19 protein-coding genes and 1 tRNA gene are annotated in these 22634 nt (G+C 68.0%); 17 read left to right on the top strand and 3 right to left on the bottom strand.

Features of this window, described 5'->3' with window-relative positions; all coding sequences use genetic code 11:
- Positions 1–41 precede the first annotated feature (41 nt).
- From GV027_RS00655 to GV027_RS00645, 3 genes are all read left to right on the top strand, one after another.
- On the top strand, positions 42–857 hold the full coding sequence (locus GV027_RS00655) for a universal stress protein (RefSeq protein WP_159510618.1): 816 nt from the start codon (positions 42–44) through the stop codon (positions 855–857).
- Positions 858–3443, top strand: a complete 2586-nt coding sequence (locus GV027_RS00650) for a cation-translocating P-type ATPase (protein WP_159510617.1) — start codon at positions 858–860, stop codon at positions 3441–3443.
- A gap of 539 nt (positions 3444–3982) precedes the next feature.
- Entirely contained in the window at positions 3983–4297 is a 315-nt protein-coding gene (locus GV027_RS00645) for a hypothetical protein (protein WP_236558979.1), read from the top strand.
- Positions 4298–4346: 49 nt separating this feature from the next.
- Here GV027_RS00645 and GV027_RS00640 read toward each other — a convergent pair.
- Positions 4347–4423 (bottom strand) — tRNA-Met (locus GV027_RS00640).
- Positions 4424–4460: 37 nt separating this feature from the next.
- On the opposite strand from GV027_RS00640, the gene ggt reads away from it, so the two are divergent.
- Positions 4461–6182, top strand: coding sequence for a gamma-glutamyltransferase family protein (gene ggt, locus GV027_RS00635; protein WP_443029515.1), 1722 nt, complete (start codon positions 4461–4463; stop codon positions 6180–6182).
- A 199-nt stretch (positions 6183–6381) separates the two neighbouring features.
- The gene (locus GV027_RS00630; protein ID WP_159510615.1) at positions 6382–8172 is read left to right on the top strand and encodes an AMP-dependent synthetase/ligase; all 1791 of its coding nucleotides are present in this window, start codon (positions 6382–6384) and stop codon (positions 8170–8172) included.
- A gap of 33 nt (positions 8173–8205) precedes the next feature.
- On the opposite strand, the gene GV027_RS00625 is transcribed toward GV027_RS00630, so the two are convergent.
- Both GV027_RS00625 and GV027_RS00620 read right to left on the bottom strand, forming a co-directional pair.
- The gene (locus GV027_RS00625; RefSeq protein WP_037531841.1) at positions 8206–8691 is read right to left on the bottom strand and encodes a hypothetical protein; all 486 of its coding nucleotides are present in this window, start codon (positions 8689–8691) and stop codon (positions 8206–8208) included.
- 151 nt (positions 8692–8842) lie between these two features.
- The gene (locus GV027_RS00620) at positions 8843–11812 is read right to left on the bottom strand and encodes a M16 family metallopeptidase (RefSeq protein WP_159510614.1); all 2970 of its coding nucleotides are present in this window, start codon (positions 11810–11812) and stop codon (positions 8843–8845) included.
- 153 nt (positions 11813–11965) lie between these two features.
- Here GV027_RS00620 and GV027_RS00615 point away from each other — a divergent pair, with 153 nt between their 5' ends.
- The 12 genes from GV027_RS00615 (at position 11966) to GV027_RS00560 (ending at position 22622) form a co-directional block, all read left to right on the top strand.
- Positions 11966–12844, top strand: a complete 879-nt coding sequence (locus GV027_RS00615) for an aspartyl/asparaginyl beta-hydroxylase domain-containing protein (protein ID WP_107045656.1) — start codon at positions 11966–11968, stop codon at positions 12842–12844.
- A gap of 83 nt (positions 12845–12927) precedes the next feature.
- The gene (locus tag GV027_RS00610; protein ID WP_031396534.1) at positions 12928–13500 is read left to right on the top strand and encodes a NifU family protein; all 573 of its coding nucleotides are present in this window, start codon (positions 12928–12930) and stop codon (positions 13498–13500) included.
- Entirely contained in the window at positions 13500–14099 is a 600-nt protein-coding gene (locus GV027_RS00605) for a malonic semialdehyde reductase (RefSeq protein WP_159510613.1), read from the top strand. The genes GV027_RS00610 and GV027_RS00605 overlap by 1 nt, the downstream gene beginning before the upstream one ends.
- 39 nt (positions 14100–14138) lie before the next feature.
- Complete coding sequence (gene tsaB / locus GV027_RS00600; RefSeq protein WP_159510612.1) at positions 14139–14771, top strand: tRNA (adenosine(37)-N6)-threonylcarbamoyltransferase complex dimerization subunit type 1 TsaB; 633 nt, start codon at positions 14139–14141, stop codon at positions 14769–14771.
- Positions 14771–15280 (top strand): GNAT family N-acetyltransferase, encoded by a 510-nt coding sequence (locus GV027_RS00595; protein WP_056679513.1) that lies wholly within the window; start codon positions 14771–14773, stop codon positions 15278–15280. The genes tsaB and GV027_RS00595 overlap by 1 nt, the downstream gene beginning before the upstream one ends.
- 75 nt (positions 15281–15355) lie before the next feature.
- Positions 15356–15778: a Fur family transcriptional regulator gene (locus tag GV027_RS00590; protein ID WP_031394622.1), complete on the top strand. Its 423-nt coding sequence runs from the start codon at positions 15356–15358 to the stop codon at positions 15776–15778.
- A gap of 193 nt (positions 15779–15971) precedes the next feature.
- Entirely contained in the window at positions 15972–16496 is a 525-nt protein-coding gene (locus GV027_RS00585) for a lysophospholipid acyltransferase family protein (protein WP_236558978.1), read from the top strand.
- A gap of 306 nt (positions 16497–16802) precedes the next feature.
- Positions 16803–18122 (top strand): tRNA (N6-isopentenyl adenosine(37)-C2)-methylthiotransferase MiaB, encoded by a 1320-nt coding sequence (gene miaB, locus GV027_RS00580; protein ID WP_159510611.1) that lies wholly within the window; start codon positions 16803–16805, stop codon positions 18120–18122.
- A 415-nt stretch (positions 18123–18537) separates the two neighbouring features.
- Positions 18538–19542: a PhoH family protein gene (locus tag GV027_RS00575; RefSeq protein WP_056409148.1), complete on the top strand. Its 1005-nt coding sequence runs from the start codon at positions 18538–18540 to the stop codon at positions 19540–19542.
- Between the two features lie 123 nt (positions 19543–19665).
- Complete coding sequence (gene ybeY / locus GV027_RS00570) at positions 19666–20175, top strand: rRNA maturation RNase YbeY (protein ID WP_031438936.1); 510 nt, start codon at positions 19666–19668, stop codon at positions 20173–20175.
- 8 nt (positions 20176–20183) lie between these two features.
- Positions 20184–21083, top strand: a complete 900-nt coding sequence (locus GV027_RS00565; RefSeq protein ID WP_031393856.1) for a hemolysin family protein — start codon at positions 20184–20186, stop codon at positions 21081–21083.
- Positions 21084–21296: 213 nt separating this feature from the next.
- The gene (locus tag GV027_RS00560) at positions 21297–22622 is read left to right on the top strand and encodes a PQQ-dependent sugar dehydrogenase (protein ID WP_107931921.1); all 1326 of its coding nucleotides are present in this window, start codon (positions 21297–21299) and stop codon (positions 22620–22622) included.
- The last annotated feature ends 12 nt before the right edge of the window (positions 22623–22634 follow it).

The raw sequence follows: 22634 nt of genomic DNA, 5'->3' as shown, positions 1-22634 counted from the left end.
ATGATCCTTGACCTAAACTGGCCCGATCCAACGAGGTGGCCATGATCAAGACAATTCTCGCAATCGTGGAGGGCCCCGTCCGCGGTAGCAGCTTTATCGACGCGGTCCTTGGCTTAGCCGACCAGCGGCAGGCGCATATGATCTTCGATGTCCTGACCGCGGCACCCATGCTGTCGCCTAATCTTGCCCCGTTCGGCACGGTGTACACATTGTCCAGCGAACTTCGGCAACTGGTCCGCGACCATGCCAGCAGCCTGCGCGCGCTCCTGCCGCCCAACAGTCAGGGGGAGATCGTGTCGCAATGCGACGATGTCGGGTGGATCCCGGGCGACGTCCGCGCCAGCGCGCCTCTCGCGGATCTCGTCATGATCGGTCCGCACGAGTCCTGGTCGATCGATTGGCTCCGCCGCCGGACAATCGAGACCGTATTAATGGCCTCGGGCACGCCCTTGTTGCTGCTGCCGCCGGGCCGCTCGATCCGCAACGTCGGTCACGCCGTGCTCGGCTGGAAGCCCGGGCCGACTGCGATGCGCGCCTTGCAGAATCTCGTCCGGCTCGCCGCGCCCGGTGCGCGGATTGATGTCGTTGCGATTAAACACGGTCTGGCCGATCAGCCGGAAACCGCGCTCGAACCGGTCGTCGCGTTGCTGCACCGCCACGGTTTCGGCGTCGAGGGGCATGCGCTCGACCGGAGCGGGAAAGCGCAGGACGGGCTGACCAGCTTCGCGCTCAATCGCGGTGCCGACCTTCTCGTTGTCGGCGGCTTTGCGCATTCACGGATGCGCGAGATCGTGCTCGGCGGCGTCACGCGCAGTCTGATCGACGATCCGCGTTTGCCCGTTCTCATGGCGCACTGAATGCCCGGCACGGCCACGCTGTCCGTCAACGCCGATCGCAGCGGACTGTCCAGCGCGGTCGCCGCCGATCGGCTTTTACGCGACGGCCCCAATGAATTGCCGCGCGCCGACCGCCATTCGGTGTTGCGGCTCGCGCTGGACGTGCTGCGCGAGCCGATGCTGGCGCTGCTGCTCGCCGGCGGTGTCGCCTATATGCTGCTCGGCGATCTTACCGAAGCGCTGATCCTGCTCGCCTTCGCGACGTTTTCGATCGTTGTGACGGTGGTCCAGGAAAGCCGCACCGAGCATGTGCTGGATGCACTGCGCGATCTCTCCGCACCGCGTACGCAGGTCGTCCGCGATGGTACGCGGCAGCACATCGCCGTGCGCGAGGTGGTGTGTGGCGATATCCTCGTGCTCGAACAGGGGGACCGGATCGCCGCCGATGGGCTGCTGTTCGACGCCGACGATCTCCAGACCGACGAGTCGCTCCTCACCGGCGAATCGCTGCCCGTGGGCAAGCTCCCGGCCGCGGATGCCGCCGCCGCGGAGCCCCGCCGCCCCGGTGGCGAAGGCCAGCCCTTCGTCTATTCGGGCTCGCTCGTCACGCGCGGCAATGGGCTTGCACGCGTTCTCGCGACCGGGCCGCGCACCGAGGTGGGACGGATCGGCCAGTCGCTGGCGAGGCTGGAGACCGAGGTACCGCGTTTGCGCCGCGAGACGACCCGGATCGTGACCTGGTGCGGGATCGGCGGCGGCGCTGTCGCGCTGCTGGTCGTTGCGTTGTTCGGGCTACTGCGCGGCGGCTGGATCGAGGCGCTGCTGGCCGGGATCGCGATCGGCATGGCGATGTTGCCGGAGGAGTTTCCCGTCGTCCTGACGGTGTTTCTGGCGATGGGAGCGTGGCGGATCGGCAAGGTCGGCGTGTTCACCCGCCGCGCGGCCGCGATCGAGACGCTGGGATCGGCCACGATCCTGTGCACCGACAAGACGGGCACGCTGACTGAAAACCGCATGTCGGTCGGCGAGCTTTGGTTGCCCTCTTCCGCGACGCTCGTGCTCGCGGGGAATAGGCCGGTGACGCCTGGCTATCACGCGCTGCTCGCCACCGCCGCGCGCGCCAGTGCGATTGCGCCGAGCGACCCGATGGAAATCGCGCTGCACGACGCGTGGTCCGCGGTCGTGGCGCGGTCGCCATCCACCGGGACGCTCGTCCACACCTATGCGCTGCGTCCCGAATTGCTGGCGATGTCGAACGTGTGGGACGACGGCGACGCGCTGCGCATCGCGGCCAAGGGCGCGCCCGAGGCGATCGCCAGCCTGTGCGCGCTTGCCCCGGATCAACATGCAGCGATGACCGCCGCGGTCGACGCCATGGCGGTGCGCGGCATTCGCGTCCTCGCCGTCGCGAGCGCGGCACCGCCGGATCGCGACTGGGCGCAAACGCAGCACGGCTATCGCTATCAACTGGTCGGGCTGGTCGGCCTGGCCGATCCGATCCGCGCCAGTGTTCCAGGCGCGATCGCCGAGTGTCGTCGCGCAGGAATTCGTGTCGTGATGATCACCGGCGATTATGCGGCGACCGCGCGCTCGATCGCACGGCAGGCGGGAATCGCCGAGGGCGAGGTCCTAACCGGTGCGGACCTCACGACGCTCGACGATGCCCAGCTCGCGGCACAACTGCCAGCTGTGACGGTGTTCGCGCGGATAATGCCCGAGCAGAAGCTGCGCATCGTCGACGCGTTCAGGGCCGCGGGCGAGATCGTCGCGATGACGGGTGACGGCGTCAACGACGCGCCCTCTCTCAAGGCCGCGCATATCGGTGTGGCGATGGGCAAACGCGGGACGGACGTCGCGCGCGAAGCCGCCGCGATCATACTGATCGATGACGACTTCGGCGCGATCGTCCAATCGGTGCGGCTGGGCCGACGGATCTACGACAACATCCGCAAGGCGATGGCGTTCATCTTTGCGGTGCACGTGCCGATCGCCGGGCTTGCGCTGCTGCCGCTGTTCTTCGGCATGCCGATCCTGTTCGGGCCGATCCATGTCGCCCTGCTCGAAATGGTGATCGATCCGGTCTGCACCCTCGTGTTCGAGGCCGAGCGGGACGAGGAAGACATCATGCGCCGCCCGCCACGCGCGCCGTCCGAGGCGCTGTTCTCCATGCCGATGATTGTCTGGAGCGTGTTCCAGGGCGGGCTTGCCTTCGCCATGCTGGCGGCAGTGTTTATAATCGAGCAAGCGGCCGGGATGCCGGAGCGCGAGCTTCGCGCGTTAATTTTCTTTGCGCTGATCGCCGAAATCCTCGCGCTGATCCTGGTGAACCGGTCGTTCAGCGCTTCGATGCTCGATGCGCTGGTCCGCCACAATGCAGCGCTCCGCTATGTCGTCGCAGCGATTGTCTGCGTAACCGGTCTGATCCTGTTTCTGCCCCGTGCGCAGATGCTGCTGAAGTTCGGCTTGATCGCCTGGAGCGATATGACGCTGGCGCTCGGCATGGGCATCGGACTGCTCGCCATACTCGAAGCGTGCAAGCCGCTGATCCGCAAGGCGACGCCGCGCAGGCGGAGCGATCCGGGCAGCCGAGCCCTTGTCGTGCAATGATCGACGCTCTTTCAGGCACAAGCCCTCGCCGGCCCGCCCGTTCACCTTTGCTCGGTAGGGTAGACTAACCATCGGGGTTTTCTGGTCGATCGCTTTGCTTAGTGGCGCGTTCTAAGCTGCAATCGCTAGGAGTTTCTGGAGTCGACCATGCTTGGCTGCTCCGGCCGGCGGTCAAACGCCGTGCACGCAGTTGTGACCACGGGGCGTTTGGATGCGATCAGATGTAGCGATGGGAGGCAGGATTGTGGGATGACGGCAGCAGATCAGCTGCCAGGGTGCCGAGAAGAAGGGCCCCACCTGGTGCGACAACCGGCTGACGATCCGGCAGGACGAACTCGACGCACGCGTGCTGGCGGGCCTGGCGAGGAGATGCTGCGTGACGACGTCGTCGCAGCGTTCCTCTGGAATATGAGGCAGAGACCCGGCGCCTGACAGCTGAAACGGTCAGCGCCCGCCCCGAGCGGGAAGCCGAACTGGCCAATCTCGATCACCAGCTCGGGTACGCCAAGGCGGCTATCCTCAAAGGCGTGGACGCGACGGTGTTCGTCGACGAGATGAAGATCTGGACCGAGCGGCGCAAGGCCCTGCTCGCCGAACTGGAACTTGCGGAACAGGAGACCATTGAGACGGTTTCCCCAGAGCCTGGGCTGCTTACCCCGGACCTGGGCCGCGTGTACCGCGAGAAGGTCGAACAGCCCACCGCGGCCTTCGAGGACAACGCGCTGAAGGCGCAGGCGTTCGACCGGTTGCGCGCGCTCATCGAGGCGGTGGTGCTGACGCCGGAAAGCGACGATCTCGCGATCGAGCTACGCGGCGAACTCGTCTCGATGCTTTCGCTCTGTGCTGGAGCATAAACGCAAAAAGCCTCCGCGGGTATTCCCTCGGAGGTGTTGCAAATCAAGATGGTTGCGGGGACAGGATTTGAACCTGTGACCTTCAGGTTATGAGCCTGACGAGCTACCGGGCTGCTCCACCCCGCGACGGTCCGGTTAGGGACGTGGGTAGATGAGATTGTGAATGGGTTTTGATAACCATGCCCTGATCCTTCGCCGGACCGCCCCCACTCCCGCCCCGGCGAAGGATCAGGGCATGGTCAGCGCCGCCGACCCCCGCGCCGCCGCCGCGGGGGTCGAGATCCTGCGCGCGGGCGGCAGCGCGACCGATGCGGCGATCGCGACGATGCTCGCGCTCAACGTCGTCGAGCCGCAAAGCTCGGGGATCGGCGGCGGCAGCTTCTGGGTCAGCCATGCGGCGAATGGCGGGCTCAGCACGATCGACGCGCGCGAAAAGGCCCCCGCCGCCGCCGATCCACGCTGGTTCTACGCCGCCGACGGCACCCCGCTCAGCCACCGCGACGCGGTCCCCGGCGGTCGCAGCGTCGGCGTCCCCGGCGCGCTGCGCGGCATGGCGCTCGCGCACCGCGCCTCGGGCCGGCTCCCCTGGGCGCGGCTGTTCGACCCCGCGATCCGGCTCGCGACGAATGGCTTCAAGGCGTCGCCGCGGCTCGTTAACGGGATGAAGGCGTATGGCGGCCACATCACGCCTGAAACGCGCACGCTCTTCTCCGCCCCCGACGGATCGCCCGTCGCGATCGGCGCGATGATCAGGAACCCCGCCCAGGCCGCCCTCCTCCAGCGGATCGCCGCGCGCGGCGCCGACAGCTTCTATGTCGGTCCCGAGGCGCAGAAGATCGTCACCACGGTCAACACCGCCGCGCGCAACCCGTCGAAGATGACGACCGGCGATCTCGCCAGCTATGACGCGAAGACCCGCGCGCCGGTCTGCGTCACCTACCGCGTCCATCGCATCTGCGGCATGGGCCCGCCCTCGTCGGGGGGCATCACCGTGCTGATGATCCTGAAACAGCTCGAACGCTTCGACATGGCCAAGCTCGGCAAGGACAGTCCACAGGCGTGGCACCTGTTCGCCGAGAGCTCGCGGCTCGCCTATGCCGACCGCGACCTCTATGTCGGCGATCCCGATTTCGTGTCGGTGCCGGTCAAGGGCATGCTCGACCCCGCCTATCTCGCCTCACGCTCGGCGCTGATCCAGCCGACCACGACGATGGCCAGCGTCAGCGCCGGCTCGCCCCCCGGCGCCCCGGCCCGGCAATCCGCCCCGGTCAGCGAAGTCCCCGGCACCACCGACCTCGCGGTCGCCGATGCGCGCGGCAACGTCGTCGAGGTGACGACTACGGTCGAGGGCTATTTCGGCTCGGGGCTGACCGTCGACGGCACCGTGCTCAACAACCAGCTCACCGACTTCGACACCGTCCCCGAAAAGAACGGCTATCTCGTCGCCAACCGCGTCGAGGGCGGCAAGCGCCCGCGCAGCTCGATGTCGCCGACGATCGTCTACGGCCCCGACGGCAAGGTCCGGCTCGCGGTCGGTGCGGCAGGCGGCTCGACGATCATCGCGCAGGTCGCGAAGGCGATCATCGGCGTGGTCGACTGGAAACTGTCCGCACAGGATTCGATCGCGCTCGGCCTGATCTATGCGCCCGGCCATGTCGCCGCGGTCGAGAAGGGCACCGAACGCGAGGCTATGATCCCCGCGCTTCAGGCGCTCGGCGAGACGGTGCAGGTCACCGCGCTCGGGCTGAAGGCGAACGCGGTCGAGCGGGTGAACGGCCGCTGGGTCGGCGCAGCGGACCCGCGCAGCGAAGGCGTCGGAATCGCGCAGGACGGCACCGTGACGCAGATCCAGCGCGTCGGTGCGCTGCAACGCGCGCCGGAATAACATGCCCCGCCCCTTTGTCGTCATCCCCGCGCAGGCGGGGATCCATAGGCGTTGACGTCGGTGATCCCACAGGCCGGTCAGCCAATATGGGTTCCCGCCTCCGCGGGAATTACGACGGACTCTTAGCAGACTATACCGCACCAAAGACCGAGCGGCCCCGCGAGGGGATACAGCTCGCAAGAGCGCCCCAGGAGAGACCATGCCCCGCCAGCTCGAACCCTTTCCCAACCTCGTCACCATGTTCTTCGCGCGCGCCGCGGAGAGGGGCGACTCGCCGTTCCTCTGGACCAAGCAGAGCGGCGCCTGGGTGGCGACCAGCTGGGCGGACGCCGCGCGACAGGTGGCGAGCCTCGCCACCGCGCTCACCGCGATCGGGCTCAAACGCGGCGACCGGGTGATGCTGGTCAGCGAGAATCGCCCCGAATGGTGCCTCAGCGACCTCGCGATCATGGCGGCGGGCTGCGCGACGGTGCCGACCTATGTCACCAACACCGAACGCGATCACCTGCACATCATCGAGAATGCGGGCGCCTGCGCGATCATCGTCTCGACCGCCAAGCTGGCGAAGACGGTGCTCCCCGCCGTCCTGCGCTCGAACCAGGCGCAGATCGTGATCGGGCTCGAGGACATGCGAGTCCCCGCCGCGATCGATTTCCACAACTGGCACGCACTGATCGCCGCGCACCCGACCACGCCAGAGACCGCGGCCGCGCGCGCGACCTTCACCCGCGACGATCTCGCCTGCATCATCTACACCTCGGGCACCGGCGGCGCGCCGCGCGGCGTGATGCAGCATCACGGCGCGATCCTGCACAATTGCGCGGGCTGCGCCGCCGTCATCTCGGAGGATTTCGGTTGGGACGACGAGGTCTTCCTGTCGTTCCTCCCCTTGAGCCACGCCTATGAACATACCGGCGGCCAGCATTTCCCGATCTCTTTGGGCGGCCAGATCTATTACGCCGAAGGCCTCGAAAAGCTCGCCGCCAATATCGAGGAAACGCGCCCGACGATCATGTTCGTCGTCCCCCGCCTGTTCGAGGTGCTGCGCACGCGCATCTCGAAGACGATCGAGAAACAGGGCGGCGCGTCGGCCTATCTGCTCGCCCGCGCGCTCGACATCGGCGCCAGGCGCTATGCGGGCAAGCTCCGCCTGATCGACCGGCCGGCGCAGGCCGCCGTCGCGACCTTGTTCAAGCCCAAGATCGCCAAGAAGTTCGGCGGCCGGCTGAAGGCGATGATCTCGGGCGGCGCGCCGCTCAACCCGGAGGTCGGGCTGTTCTTCGAATCGATCGGCCTCACCTTCCTCCAGGGCTATGGCCAGACCGAGGCCGCGCCCGTCATCTCGTGCAACCGCCCCAAGGCGGGCGTGCGGATGGATTCGGTCGGCCCGCCGCTCAAGGATACCGAGGTACGGATCGCCGAGGATGGCGAGATCCTGGTCCGCGGCGAGCTCGTCATGCACGGCTATTGGCGCAACGACGCCGAGACCGCGAAGGTCCTGAAGGACGGCTGGCTGCACACCGGCGACGTCGGCGAGATCGACGCGCAGGGTCGCATCCGCATCACCGACCGCAAGAAGGATCTGATCATCAACGACAAGGGCGACAATGTCGCCCCGCAGAAGATCGAGGGGATGCTGACGCTCCAGCCCGAGATCGTCCAGGCGATGATCGCCGGCGACAAGCGCCCCTATATGGTCGCGCTGATCGTCCCCGATCCCGAATGGACGCAGCAATGGTGCGCGTCGAACGGCGATGCGTGCAATTTCAGCCGGCTGGCCGAGAACAGCGAGTTCCGCACCGCGCTGGGTCACGCGATCGAGCGCGTGAACAAGGACCTGACCGTCACCGAACGCGTCCGCCGCTTCGTGCTGGCGGACGGGCCGTTCACGATCGAGAACGAACAGCTGACGCCGAGCCTCAAGATCCGCCGTCACGTCATCCGCCAGGCCTATGGCGACCGGCTCGACGCGCTCTACCTCAAGGGCTGACGAACGGGGGGCCGCATCGGACCCCCCGCCCCCTCAGGCTGCGCCCAGCGGAAGGTTGCTGCGCTTGCAGACATAGGTCGCCAGCTCCTCGCGCAGCGGCAGCCCGGCGATCGGCCGCAACGGACCGTCATAGGCGATGCTCGTCTCGACCAGCGAACGGCGCGGCGCGACGCCCAGGACATGGAACAGGCGACGCTCGCAATCGACTTCGGTGCGGGCATAGGCGACGCGGCCGGCATGCTCCTGGCGGATGATCGCGATCACCGTGCCGCCGATCGCCCGGCGCTCGCGCAGCAGGAAATAGCGCGAGGCGGTGTCCGACGGGGTCGGGATCAGGTCACCCTTGACCGTCAGCGCGGGCGGCGCGGGCGCTGCGACCTCGGTTTCGCCCAGATTGCGCAGCGATACGCCCGCAGTGCTCATCGCATTGTTATCGACCGCATCGGTCGACGGCGCGCCCGAACAGGCGGACACGCCCAATCCGCCGGCAACCGCCAGCGCTAACCACGTCTTCTTCATCAATACACTCCCGGGTATGAATCAGGTCCAAACGCCCGCGGCATGACGATCGATCCGGTGGTGCGGATCGATCCCCGCCGCCCGACGTTGCGCGAGGATATTTTCTTCGGCGAAGGGCGCGCACCGACCGGCACGCGCCCTCCCGGTCCGCTTATTTCGCCACCGGCTTGGGCGCCGCAGCAGGCACCACCGCCATCGTCCAGTCGCGGTCGGGGCGCAGATATTTCGCCGCGACCGCCTGCAGGTCGGCCGGCGTCGTCGACACCAGATCCTCGGCGATCCGCTTGGTCGCGTCGATCCGCCGCGGATCATAGGTCGCCCCGCCGAGCTGCTGCATCCAGAACTGGTTCCCGGTCGAGGCGCGCATGATATACTGCCCCATCGGCCGCTTGATCCGCTGCAGCTCGTCATCCGCGATCGGCGTCGAGACGAGCTCGGCGGCGATCTTGCGCGCGGTCTCGAAGAAGAACGCGACCTTTTCCGGCGCGACCTGGCCGATCGCGACGAGGCGACCGCCGCTGTTCATCCCGGTCGGCCACTGGCTCTGCACGTTCGGGCTGTAGCTCGCGCCCGCCGCCTGGCGGAGCCGCTCGAACAGCCGGTCGGCGAACACCTGCGCGAGCACGTCGAGGCGACGGCTCTCGGTGATCGCCTCGATCCCGCCCCCGGTCGGCCAGGCGATGACCGCCGCCGCCTGGTTCTGCGGGCCGGTATGCGTGCGCATCACCGGGGTCGCGACATGCGCGGGGAAGCGCACCGGCGCCGCCACCGCGGTCGACGCGGAGCGCGGGGCGATCGCACCGAAGCTCTTGGCGACCGCGGCGATCGCCTCCTCGCTCTTCACGTCGCCGAACACCGACACCTCGATCGGCCCGGTCTTGAGCAGCGGCTCCCAGAACTTGCGGAAGTCCTTGGCGTTGAGCGCCTCGACCGATTCGCGCGACGGCGTGCCCCAGCGCGGATCGCCCGCGCGCAACAGCTTCTCCAGATCGCGCGACAGCACGCCGTCGGGCGACGATTCATAGCCCGCAAACGCCGCCAGCGCCGCGACCCGCGCGCGCGCGACCGGGGCTGCGTCCCATGCCGGGAAGGCGAGCTTGGCGGCCATCAGCGTCAGCTGGTCGGCATAATCCGCAGGCGAGGTCAGCGCGCCCAGCGTGAACGCGTCGTCATCGATCCCGAAGTCGAGGCCAATGCGACGCCCGGCGGTCAGCTGATCGAGATCGCCCTGGTCGAGCTTGCCGATCCCGCCCGCGACCAGGGCGAGGTCGCCCGCCCAGGCCGGGCTCGGCTTGTTCGCCGGGATCGCGCTGTAACCGCGCCCGAACCGGACGCGAACATAGACGCGGCCGGTCTCGCCCGTATTGGGGAACAGCAGCAGGCGGGTGCCATTGGCATAGGTCACCTGCTCCATGTCGAACGCGGCGATCTTTTCGCGCGACGCCACGACGCCGGGCTTGCCGAGCGGCGGCAGCGCGGCGAACGTCACCGCATTCTGCTGGCGACGCAGCCCCGCAAGACCCGAGACGTCCGCCTTCAGCGCGGTCTCGAGCTTGGCCACAGCGGCGGGATCGGGCGTGATCGTGTTGACCAGCGCGCGCGTCGCGGTCCCCTCGAAGATCCGCTTCGACGCCGCGAGCAGCGTGGCGGGGGTGAACATGCCCTTCGCCTTGGCGTCCTGCAGGATCTTGTACGATGTCTCCGGTCCCGCGACGGTCTCGCGGATGTCAAGCGCACCGACCATGTCGTCGGCCTGACGCGCGCCCGCCTCGACCCGCGCGGTCTCGACCTGGGTGCGCATGATCGTGTCGAAATCGGCATATTCGCGGTCGACCTCGGCCTGGCTCGGCGCGTTGGTCTGCGCATCGGCGATCACCGCGCGCACGTCCTTCAGCGCCGCTTCCCAGTCGGTCCCGATCGGCACGATGTTGACGCTGGTCAGGTTCGCCGACCGCGACACGTCGTCGATCGACACCCCCGCCTGGAGATAGCTGCCGCCGGCGCGCGCGCGCGTCTCGAGCCGCCGGCTGATCAGCCGCGTCGCCAGCACGTCGACCAGCCGCGTCTGGTTCATGATCGCGGTGTCGTCCTTGTACACCCAGGGCCGGACCACGCCGAGCGTGACGACCGCGGGCAGCGACGGTTCGGCGATCGCCTGTGCGGCGGGGGCGGCGGGATCGGGCTTGCCGAAATCGGGCGCCGCGGTGAACGCGCCGACCGGCTTCCAGTCCGCGAAGTTCTTGACGATCAGCCGTCCGAACAGCGCCGGGTCCATGTCGCCCGAAATGATGACGACGGTGTTCTCGGGCCGGTACCAGCGATCGTGGAACGCCTTAATGCTCGCGCCGGTCGCCGCCTCGAGCGTCTTGATGCTGCCGATCGGCGACCGGTCCGCGAGCGGCTGGCCGGCGAAGAAGGTCGACCGGATCGCATCGCCGATCCGCACCTGGGGTCCTGGCTGCTCGCGCTGTTCGGCGAGCACCACCGGGCGCTCGGCGGTGACCGTCGCGTCGGTCAGCACCGGCTGCTCCATCATCCCCGACAAGATCTTCAGGCTGTCGTCGAGCCCCGCCTCGCTCGCCGAGGGCAGGTCGAGCTTGTACGTCGTCGAAACGGGCGTGGTCTGCGCGTTGGTATCCGACCCGAACGTCGCGCCGAACCGCTGCCAGACGCGCTTGGCCTCGCCGTCGGGGACGTATTTCGAGCCGCGGAACGACAGATGCTCGATGAAATGCGCATAGCCGCGCTCGGCGTCGCTCTCGTTCAGCGAGCCGGCATCGACGCGGACGCGCACCGACACCTGGCCCGGCGGGACGCCGTTCTTGCGCACCGCGAACCGCAGCCCGTTGGGCAGCGTGCCGAACTTCCACTCGGGGTCGCGGGTGAGATCGCTGCCCTTGTACAGCCACGCGGTCGTGTCGATGCCGGGCAGCCCGGGCAGGGTCGGCGCCTCGCCGGGCATCGCCACGGTCTGCGGCTGGACGGGTGCAGCAGGTGCCGCCGCGGGCGGCTTGGCGCGAGACGCGGGCCGCGTCCCCGATTGGCCGATGGCAGGGATCGCCAGGCACAGCACGAGCGACAGGAAGACGGGAGCGCCGAGCGCGCGGGGGGTAAACGCCATGCCGTCCTGTAGCGCCCCCGGCCGCCGACCGCCAGCGCCGTGCCCGTCGCGCGCGCCGCGCCATCATTTCGTCCCATAGCCGCGCTATCTCAATCACCTGCAAGCGCGGATACGGGCGCGCGGTACGAGCGAACGACGAAGAGTGGAGTGCGAATGCAAGCCGAAGTCAGGGCGAAGACCGGGACCGCGACGGGTCCGGCAATGTGGCGAAATTCTGGTCGTGATCCCCGCAGCACCCCCCACCGCACCCCCGATCTGACGGTTATTTCGGGTGCGCCCCGGCCCGGCGCGCCGCTCGCGGCGGAACCCGGCCGGCCGCTGATCATCCGCGTCGGCAAGCATCTGCGCGGCGTGTTCGACCGGCTGATCGCGAGCTCGTCGCTGGTCTCGAACGATCCGGTGCTCGACGTCCGCGACTTCGCCTGGACGCAGCTGCTGCGCGAGCATTGGCGCGATATCCGTGACGAGGCGGTCGCGGTCGCGCTGCGCGGCGAGGCTTCGCCCAGCCTCGCGACGATCTCGCCCGATCACCGCGCGATCGCCGAGATCGACAAGTGGCGCTCGTTCTTCCTCTGGGGCTATGGCTATCCGATCGACGAGAATCTGGTGCGCTGCCCGCGCACGCGCGATCTCGTCGCGCAGATCCCCGGGCTCAACAGCGCCTTCTTCTCGATCCTCGCGCCCGGCACGCACATTCCGGAGCATCGCGGCGTGACCAAGGGGCTGATCACCTGTCACCTCGGCCTGATCGTGCCGCGCGACGGCGACGTCCGGATGCGCGTCCACGACCGCACCGTGCGCTGGTCGGAGGGCGAAACGCTGGTGTTCGACGACACCTATAACCACGCGGTCTGGAACGACACGAGCGGCACGCGCGTCGTCCTGCTCATCCAGTTCGAGAGGCCACTGCGCAATCCGGGCAAGTGGATCGCCGACGCCTTCCTGAACGTCGTCCGCCGCTCGGCCTTCGTCCAGGACGCAGTCCGCAACATCGGCGACTGGAACGCCGCGGTAAAACAGCTCGACGTCTGACGGCATCCGGCCGCTCAAACGCTATGCCGGTGCCAAAGAAGAGTTTGCTTGATCCCTCCGCCCCCCGTCGCCACATGCACCCCATGCTGATCGAAACGGAATCCACCCCGAACCCTGCGACGTTGAAGTTCCTGCCGGGACGCACCGTCATGGAGTCCGGCACCCGCGACTTCGCCACCCCCGAGGAGGCCGAGGCGAGTTCGCTCGCCGACGCGATCTTCCGGCTCGGCGACGTGACCGGCGTGTTCTTCGGGCGCGACTTCGTCTCGGTGACCGCCGCGCCCGGCGTCGCCTGGTCGGATCTGAAGCCCGACGTGCTGGCGATCATGCTCGATCACTTCTCCGCCGCGATGCCGCTGTTCCGCCCCGCGAGCGCAGGCTTCTCGGTGCCATCCGACGATACCGTGCTGACCGACGACCCCGCCGATGCCGATATCGTCGCGCAGATCCGCGACCTGATCGAGACGCGCGTCCGTCCCGCGGTCGCCAATGACGGCGGCGACATCGTCTATCGCGGCTTCGACAAGGGCAAGGTGTTCCTCCAGCTCCAGGGGGCGTGCGCCGGCTGCCCCTCGTCGAGCGCGACGCTCAAGAACGGCATCGAGCAGCTCCTGAAATATTACGTCCCCGAAGTCACCGAAGTGCGCGCCGTCTGATGACCCCGCGCGGTCCGCAGCCCGACGCCGTGCTCGACGCGGTCTTCCGCGAGGCGCGCAGCTATAACGGCTATACCGACCGCCCGGTCGCGACGCCCGATCTGCACGCGATCTGGGATCTGATGAAATGGGGTCCGACGTCCGCCAACCAGCTTCCCGCGCGGCTGGTCTGGTGCGTCAGCGACGAGTCCAAGCAGAAGCTCGCCGACGCGTGCAGCGCGCAGAACCAGCCCAAGATCCTGAACGCCCCCGTCTCGGTGATCATCGGCATGGACACCGAATTCCACGAGCATCTGCCCGAACTGTTTCCGCACGCCGATGCGAAATCCTGGTTCACGGGCAGTGCCGAACTGCGTGCGGCGTCCGCCTTCCGCAATTCGACGCTGCAGGGCGCCTATTTCATCATCGCCGCGCGGATGCTCGGGCTCGACACCGGGCCGATGTCGGGGTTCGACGCGGAGAAGGTCGATGCTGCCTTCTTCGCCGACACGCCCGCGGTCCGCACCAACTTCATCGCGACGCTCGGCTATGGCGATCCCGCGACGATCTTCGCCAGGTCGCCACGCCCCGACTTCGCGAAGTTCAACAGCATCGCCTGACATGACGCCCTCTTCCCGGAGGGGAGAGGGATTACCGATATGCGCACGCTGATCATAGAGACGTCCACCGCCGCCTGCTCGGTCGCGCTCGCCGATGATGGCGTGATCGTCGCGCGGACGCATGACGTCGTCGGACGCGGTCATGCCGAACGGCTCGTTCCGATGATCGCCGCGCTCCCCGGCGGCGGCCGCGCCGACCGCATCCTCGTCGATGTCGGCCCCGGCAGCTTCACCGGCGTCCGCGTCGGCATCGCCGCCGCGCGCGGGCTGGCACTCGGCTGGTCGGCGACGGTCACCGGCTTCTCATCGCTGCCTTTGGTCGCTGCGGCGGGATTCGACGATCGCTTAACCGATGATATTGCAGTAGTTTTAGAGGGCGGGCATGGTGAGGTCTTCATGCAGTGCTTTGCCGCCGATCTGTCGCCGCGCACCGACATGGTGTCGCTGAAGCCCGACGCGGCGCTCGCGGCGCTGGCGGGACGGCGCGCGGTCGGCAATGGCGTGCGGTGGCTTGCCGCACTCGCCGATGATCTCGACCTGACCGAGGCGCTGCCCGATGCGGGCGCCGCGATCCTGCTGCCCGAGACGCTCACCGCGCTGCCGCCCGTCCCGGTCTATGGCCGCGCGCCCGATGCGAAGCCCGCCGTGGTCCGTCCGGCGGTGCCGCGCTGATGGCGACCCGCGCCGTGCCCCCGCCTTCCGACGAAGACGCGGCATCCGCGGTCGTCCTGCGCGCGGGCGACGCGCGCGACCTCGCGATCGTCGATGCGCTGATGGGCGACGCGTTCGACCCAGCGTATGGCGAGGCGTGGACGCGCACCCAGTGCCTCGGCGTGCTCGCGCTGCCCGGCATCCAGCTCGTCCTCGCCTTTGTCGACGATCGCCCCGCGGGCTTCGCGATGACGCGGACGGTGCTCGACGAGGCGGAGTTGCTGCTGATCGCGGTCGCGACCGATGCGCGCCGCCGCGGCATCGGCACCGCGCTGGTCGGCGCGGTGATCGCCGACTGCATCGCCGCGAACGTCGCCACGCTGCATCTCGAGGTGCGCGCGGGCAATGAGGCGGTCGAACTCTACACCGCGCACGGTTTCGCCAAGGTCGGCGAACGCCGCGCTTATTACCGCGGCCGGTCGGGGGTGGCGCATGACGCGCACACCTATTCGCGCGCGCTCGGCAGCTGAGGCTTATTGCGAGTCACTATCCCTTTTCGCAACAGCGTTAACCGCCTACATGGGGGTTTACCAAGGGAACGACACATGCCGCGCAAGATCGATCTGGAAGCCCTCTGTAACGAGAAGGGCCTGCGCATTACCGAGCAGCGCCGCGTCATCGCGCGCGTCCTGTCGGAAGCGGATGACCATCCCGATGTCGAGAAGGTCTATGAGCGCGCCTCGGCGATCGACCCCGGCATCTCGATCGCGACCGTCTATCGCACCGTGCGGCTGTTCGAGGAGGCGGGCATCCTCGACCGCCATGATTTCGGCGACGGCCGCGCGCGCTACGAACCCGCACCCGAGGCGCATCACGACCATCTGATCGACGTCGAGAGCGGCAAGGTGATCGAATTCGTCGATCCCGAGCTCGAACAGCTGCAGAAGGCGATCGCCGAGAAGCTCGGCTTCCGGCTGGTCGATCACCGCATGGAACTCTACGGCGTCGCGCTGACCCGCAAGGACTGATCCGATCGGGCGCCTGCGTCTCGTCGCGCGGCTCGCGGCGCTGCTGATCGCGCTGCTGCTCGCGCTGCCGGTCCACGGGCTGTGGCGGCTGTTCGGCCGGCGATCGCCCTGGCCCCCGCGCTTTCTCGGGCTGGTCGGCCGGATCGTCGGCGCGCGGCGACGGATCGTCGGCACGCCGCTGCGCCATGACGTGGTGTTCGTCGCCAATCATCTCAGCTGGATCGACATTCTGCTCCTGTCGGGTGCGACCGGCACCGCATTCATCGCCAAGGCCGAGCTTCGCCGGGCGCCGCTGGTCGGCTGGCTCTGCACGCTGAACGCGACCATCTTCGTCAGCCGCGCCGATCGGATGGCGGTGACCGCGCAGATCGCGCAGCTCCGCGACACGCTCGCACGCGACTGGCCCGTCACGCTGTTCCCAGAGGGCACGACCGGCGACGGCGTCACGCTCCTCCCCTTCAAGGCCGCGCTGCTCGCCGCGCTCGACCCGCCCCCGCCCGGCGTCCGCGTCCAGCCGGTCCGCATCGACTATGGCCCCGCCACGCACGAGCTCGCCTGGGTTGGCGACGAACCCGGCCAGCACCACGCCGCCCGCGTCCTGAAACGCCGCGGCAGCTTCGTCGCGACCTTGCACTTCGCCGAGCCGTTCGCCCCCGCCGATTTCGGCAACCGCAAAGCCATAGCCACCGAAGCCCGCCGCCGCATCGAAGCCCTTTAAGACTATGTTTCCCCGCGAAGGCGGGGACCCAGGCTGGACTCCCGCCTTCGCGGGAGAACAAGGGGGAGCGCACTGCCCCCACCCAGCCCTCAAACACCACCCCGGCGAAGGCCGGGGCCCAGTTGGCAAGGCCGGAGTAACGAGGCGCTGCCCTAAGTCAGCAACGTCCCCCAACTGGACCCCGGCCTCCGCCGGGGAGGTACCCTTGGTGCCGGGGAGCTACTCTTGGTGCCCGGGAGACACCCTCGGACACCACCCCCGAAGACGCCCCTCCCCCCACGCACACAAATTTGGTACGGCGCGCGCATGACCTCGAAACCCAAGACCTATCACGTCAAGTCGTTCGGCTGCCAGATGAACGTCTATGACGGCGAGCGCATGGCCGAACTGATGGCCGCCGACGGGCTGACCCAGGCCGATGCGGTCGACGCCGACATCGTCGTGCTCAACACCTGCCACATCCGCGAGCGCGCAACCGAAAAAGTCTATTCGGACATCGGCCGGCTGCGGAAGGATCAGCTGCGCAAGAACGGCAAGACGCCGATGATCGCGGTCGCCGGCTGCGTCGCGCAGGCCGAGGGGCAGGAGATCTTCACCCGCGCCAAGGTCGACGTCGTCGTCGGCCCGCAGGCCTATCACAACCTCCCCGACCTCGTCGCAAAGGCCGCGGCGGGCACGCCGTCGCTCGACACCGACATGCCGCTGCTGTCGAAGTTCGGCGCGCTCCCGACCCGCCGCAAGGTCGCGCCCTCGGCGTTCCTGACCGTGCAGGAAGGCTGCGACAAGTTCTGCACCTATTGCGTCGTCCCCTACACCCGCGGCGCCGAGATCAGCCGGCCGTTCGCGGCGATCGTCGACGAGGCCAAGGCGCTGGTCGACGCCGGCGCGCGCGAGATCACGTTGCTCGGGCAAAACGTCAATGCGTGGTCCGAAAACGAGCGCGGCCTGCACGACCTGATCCACGACCTCGACCGCATCCCCGGCCTCGCGCGGATCCGCTACACCACCAGCCACCCCAACGACATGACGCAGGGGCTGATCGACGCACACCGCGACGTCGAGAGCCTGATGCCGTTCCTCCACCTTCCCGTCCAGGCGGGCAGCGACCGCGTGCTCAAGGCGATGAACCGCAGCCACACCCGCGATTCCTATCTCCGCCTGCTCGACCGCGTCCGCGCGGTGCGCCCCGACATCGCACTGTCGGGCGACTTCATCGTCGGCTTCCCCGGCGAGACCGATGCCGAGTTCGAGGACACGCTGAGCCTCGTCGACGCGGTCGGCTATGCGCAGGCCTACAGCTTCAAATACAGCCCGCGCCCCGGCACCCCCGCCGCCGCGATCGTCGAGCAGGTCCCCGAGTCCGTCATGGACGAGCGTCTCCAGCGCCTCCAGGCCGCGCTCAACCGCGACCAGCACGCGTTCAACGCCGCCACCGTCGGCCGCACCTGCACCGTGCTCCTCGAACGCCCCGGCAAGCTCCCCGGCCAGCTCATCGGCAAGTCGCCCTGGCTGCAATCGGTCCACCTGATCGGCGACCACGCGATCGGCGATCTGGTGGAGGTAACCCTCGCGGCGGCCGGCCCCAACTCGCTGACCGGCATCGAACGCATCGCGCAGGCCGCCTGAAAGCGCCCCACCCTTTACCACCACCCCGGCGAAGGCCGGGGCCCAGTTGGGGGACGGAAGTAACGACGGACGATCCTCCGTCACATCGACCTTCCCAACTGGACCCCGGCCTGCGCCGGGGTGGTATGCCAATCATGGGAATCGCGCGCCCCGCTGAGGCTTTCAGGCAACGCCCCCCATCCTTCGCACACCACACCAAAACTACCGCTGTTCCCCACCCGAATCCCCTGCCACACTCTCCCCCGATGCAGCTTCGCCCACGCGACTCGAATCATCGCCAGCCAGGCGCCCCGGCGCCGCTTGAACGCGCGGGCTCCCATGCTCATCTCTGGTCGAACGCCATCCCAGGCGTGATGCGTGCCGGCCCGACCCTATTCGATCACCGATCCGACACGTCTGCCCCCGAAAGGACCGCATGAGCCGTAAACCCGTTCCCGCCCAGTCCGGTGACCGCGCCCGAGTCGAGCTGCTGTTCGACAAGCCCCAACTCCTCGTCCGGCTCTTCGGCCAGTACGACCAGAATCTGGTAGCGCTCGAAAACCGCCTTGGTGTGTACATCACCGCGCGCGGCAACAAGATTGGTCTGGAGGGCACCGCGGAACAGGTCGCCAAGGCGCGCGACGTGCTCCACGATCTCTATGCCCGGATCCAGCGCGGCGAGGATGTCGACACCGGCCTCGTCGACGCCTCGATCGCGATGGCCGACGAACCCGTGCTCGAAGGGATCATCCGCGCCGATGCCGGCGGCGGCGCTGCCCCCCCGATCATGATCCGCACGCGCAAGAAGACGATCGTTCCGCGCACGCCGGCGCAGGCGCACTACATGCGCGAGTTGACGAACAACGACATGATCTTCGCGCTCGGACCAGCAGGCACCGGCAAGACCTATGTCGCGGTCGCGCAAGCGGTCCAGCAGCTCATCACCGGCAGCGTCCAGCGTCTGATCCTGTCGCGCCCCGCGGTCGAGGCGGGCGAGCGGCTGGGCTTCCTTCCCGGCGACATGAAGGAGAAGGTCGACCCCTATCTCCGTCCCTTGTACGATGCGCTCTACGACTGCCTCCCCGCCGAGCAGGTCGAACGCCGCATCGCGAGCGGCGAGATCGAGGTCGCACCGATCGCCTTCATGCGCGGCCGGACGCTGGCCGACGCGTTCGTGATCCTCGACGAGGCGCAGAATACGACGCCCGCGCAGATGAAGATGTTCCTCACCCGCTTCGGCCAGAACAGCCGGATGGTGATCTGCGGCGATCCCAAGCAGGTCGACATCCCCGGCGGCGTCGCCGCCTCGGGTCTGGCCGATGCGGTCCGCCGTCTGGAGGGGGTCGAGAGCATCTCGATGTGCCGCTTCACCGTCGGCGACGTCGTCCGCCACCCGATCGTCGGCCGCGTCGTCGAAGCCTATGAGGGCAGCGACGCCTGATCCCCGCGCGGCTATTCCGGACATGCCGGGATAGCCGCCGGGCCGTCCGCATACCGCAAGGGGTGCGGAACTTTGCCACCTGTGTAATGATTTCGTCCTGACGTTTCCGCCGGAAGGACCCGCATGCTCGAAATCGCGCTCTCTTCGGAGGCTCCCTGGCCCGACCAGGACTGGGACGGCCTCGCTAAGCGTGCCGCGACCGCGGCGATCGAACGCACACCGCATGGTCAGCTGCTGACCGGCGCCGCCACGGTCGAGATCTCGTTCCGGCTCGCCTCAGACGACGAGGTCCACACGCTCAACAAGCAGTATCGCCAGAAGGACAAGCCGACCAACGTCCTGTCCTTCCCGATGGTCCAGGCCGATCTGCTCGAGACGATCGCGCAGAATTCGGACGATGGCGAGGTGCTGCTCGGCGACATCATCCTCGCGCACGGCGTCTGCGTCGCGGAAGCCGCGGAGCGCGGCATCTCGGTCGAGGATCATGCGATGCATCTGATGGTGCACGGCACGCTGCATCTGCTAGGCTATGATCATATGGACGACGACGAGGCAGAGGGTATGGAGCAGATCGAACGCGACGCGCTCGCCGCGCTCGGGCTCCACGATCCCTATCTCATCACAGAGGACTGACGACCACGATGGCCGATGGCCCCAATGCCGGAAACGGCGATAGTACCGACAGTATCTGGCGCGGGCTGAAAGGCCTGATCTTCGGTGCTCCCGACGAATCGCTGCGCGATCAGCTCGAGGATGCGATCGACCGGCACGAGGGCGATCCCGCCCCCGATGCCAAGGGCGATCTCACCCCGCTCGAGCGCCAAATGGTCCGCAACCTGCTGCATTTCAGCGAGCGGGACGCAGGCGATGTCGGCGTGCCGCGCGCCGACATCATCGCGGTCGAGGAGGAGACGTCGTTCGCCGACCTCGTCAAGCTGTTCGCCGAGGCCGGCCACAGCCGCCTGCCGGTGTACCGCGACAATCTCGATACTATCATCGGCATGGTCCATATCAAGGACGTCTTCACGATCCTCGCGACCGGCGCCGAGCATCCGACGACGCTCGCTGGCCTCATCCGCGAGCCGCTCTACGCGCCGATGTCGCGCGGCGCGCTCGATCTGCTCGCCGACATGCGGCAGAAGCACGTCCATCTGACGATCGTGCTCGACGAATATTCGGGCACCGAGGGGCTCGTCACGTTCGAGGACCTGATCGAGGAGATCGTCGGCGATATCGAGGACGAGCATGACGACGCGCCGCAGGTGCTGATGACGCCGATCGACGGCGGCGCCTGGGACGTCGACGCGCGCGCCGAGCTCGAGGATGCCGCCGAACTGATCGACCCACGGCTCGCCGAGGTCGATGGCGATATCGACACGCTGGGCGGTCTCGCCGCGCTGCTCGCAGGCCATGTCCCGCAGATCGGCGAATGCGTCGATCATCCGAGCGGCTGGAAGCTCGAAGTCACCGAAGCCGACGAACGCCGCGTCAACCGCCTCCGCCTCCACCCCCCGGTCGTGCTGGTAGAGGACGACGACTGACACGAAGGGGGCGGTGCGTCGGCCGACACGACCCGCCCCCCCCCCGCCCCCAGCGTCATTCCCGCGAAGGCGGGAACCCATACCGGCTGACCATCCGACAGCACGCAGGCGCTGCCGCTCTGGACTCCCGCCTCCGCGAATGACGAAGCTCGCGCAATACCCAACCGCAATCACGCCATTGCCCCCGCCCGCACTCCCGCCTAACTCTCCTGCATGCGCAAACACATCCTCATCGTGCTCGGGCTGATCATCCTGGTCGGGATCGCCGGGTTCACTTGGCTCGCCTGGCCCGATACAGCCCGGCTCGACGTCAACCAGGTCACCGGCAAGCGGCCTGACATCACCGCGCCGCGGATCCAGATGCTGCCGACGATCGGCGTCGCCAAGGCGGTCGGCTGGCCCAAGGGCGCGATGCCGACCGCGGCGGCGGGGATGAAGGTCCAGCCCTTCGCGGCCGGGCTCGATCATCCGCGCTGGCTCTACCGCCTGCCCAATGGCGACGTGCTGGTCGCCGAGACCAATTCGCCACCGCGCAAAGGTCCCGGTGTCGTCACGACCGTGATGAACTTCCTGATGGGCCGCGCGGGCGCAGGCGTGCCCTCGGCCAACCGCATCACGCTGCTGCGCGACGCGGACGGCGACGGCGTCGCGGAGACGCGCTCGGCCTTCATGACCGGGCTCAACTCGCCCTTCGGCATGACGCTGATGGATGGCCAGCTCTATATCGGCAACACCGACGCGCTCGTCCGCGTGCCCTATACCGAGGGCGCGACCCGGATCACCGCAAAGCCCGAGCGTGTCATCCCGCTCAACGGCGGCGGCAACCACTGGGCGCGCAACGTGATCGCCGCCCCCGACGGCAAGACGCTCTATGTCGGCGTCGGCTCGGCGTCGAACATCGCCGAAAACGGCATGGATGCGGAGAAATACCGCGCCAACATCCTTCAGGTCTGGCCGAAGGACAAGAACTGGCGGATCTATGCCGCCGGTCTGCGCAACCCCAACGGCATGGCGATCAACCCCAAATCGGGCCAGCTCTGGACCGTCGTCAACGAACGCGACATGCTCGGCTCGGACCTCGCGCCCGACTATCTGACCCAGGTCGAGTTCGGCGATCACTTCGGCTGGCCCTGGTATTATTGGGGCGGCTATCCCGACGATCGCGTCGAGCCGAAGAACCCTGCGCTCCAGCAATATGCCAAGCGTCCCGACTATGCACTCGGACCGCATGTTGCCGCGCTCGGCCTGACCTTTGCGGGCGACGCGAAGCTCGGCGACCGCTTCACCAACGGCGTTTTCGTCGGCGAGCACGGCTCGTGGAACCGCAAGCCGCTCTCGGGCTACAAGGTCGTCTACATCCCGTTCGGCGACACCGGCTTCCCGGCGGCGAACGCGAAGCCCGTCGACGTGCTCGGCGGCTTCCTCAACAAGGATGGCGAGGCACAGGGCCGCCCGGTCGGCGTCATCACCGACAAGGCCGGTGCGCTGCTGGTCGCCGACGATGTCGGCAACACGATCTGGCGCGTCAGTACGAAGTAAGTGCGGGGAGGC

Origin of the sequence: Sphingomonas sp. T1 (assembly GCF_902506585.1) — a bacterium.
Classification (GTDB): Bacteria; Pseudomonadota; Alphaproteobacteria; order Sphingomonadales; family Sphingomonadaceae; genus Sphingomonas; species Sphingomonas aerolata.
The sequence above is the reverse complement of the archived record's forward strand: the minus strand, read 5'-3'. Positions and strand labels throughout refer to the sequence as shown.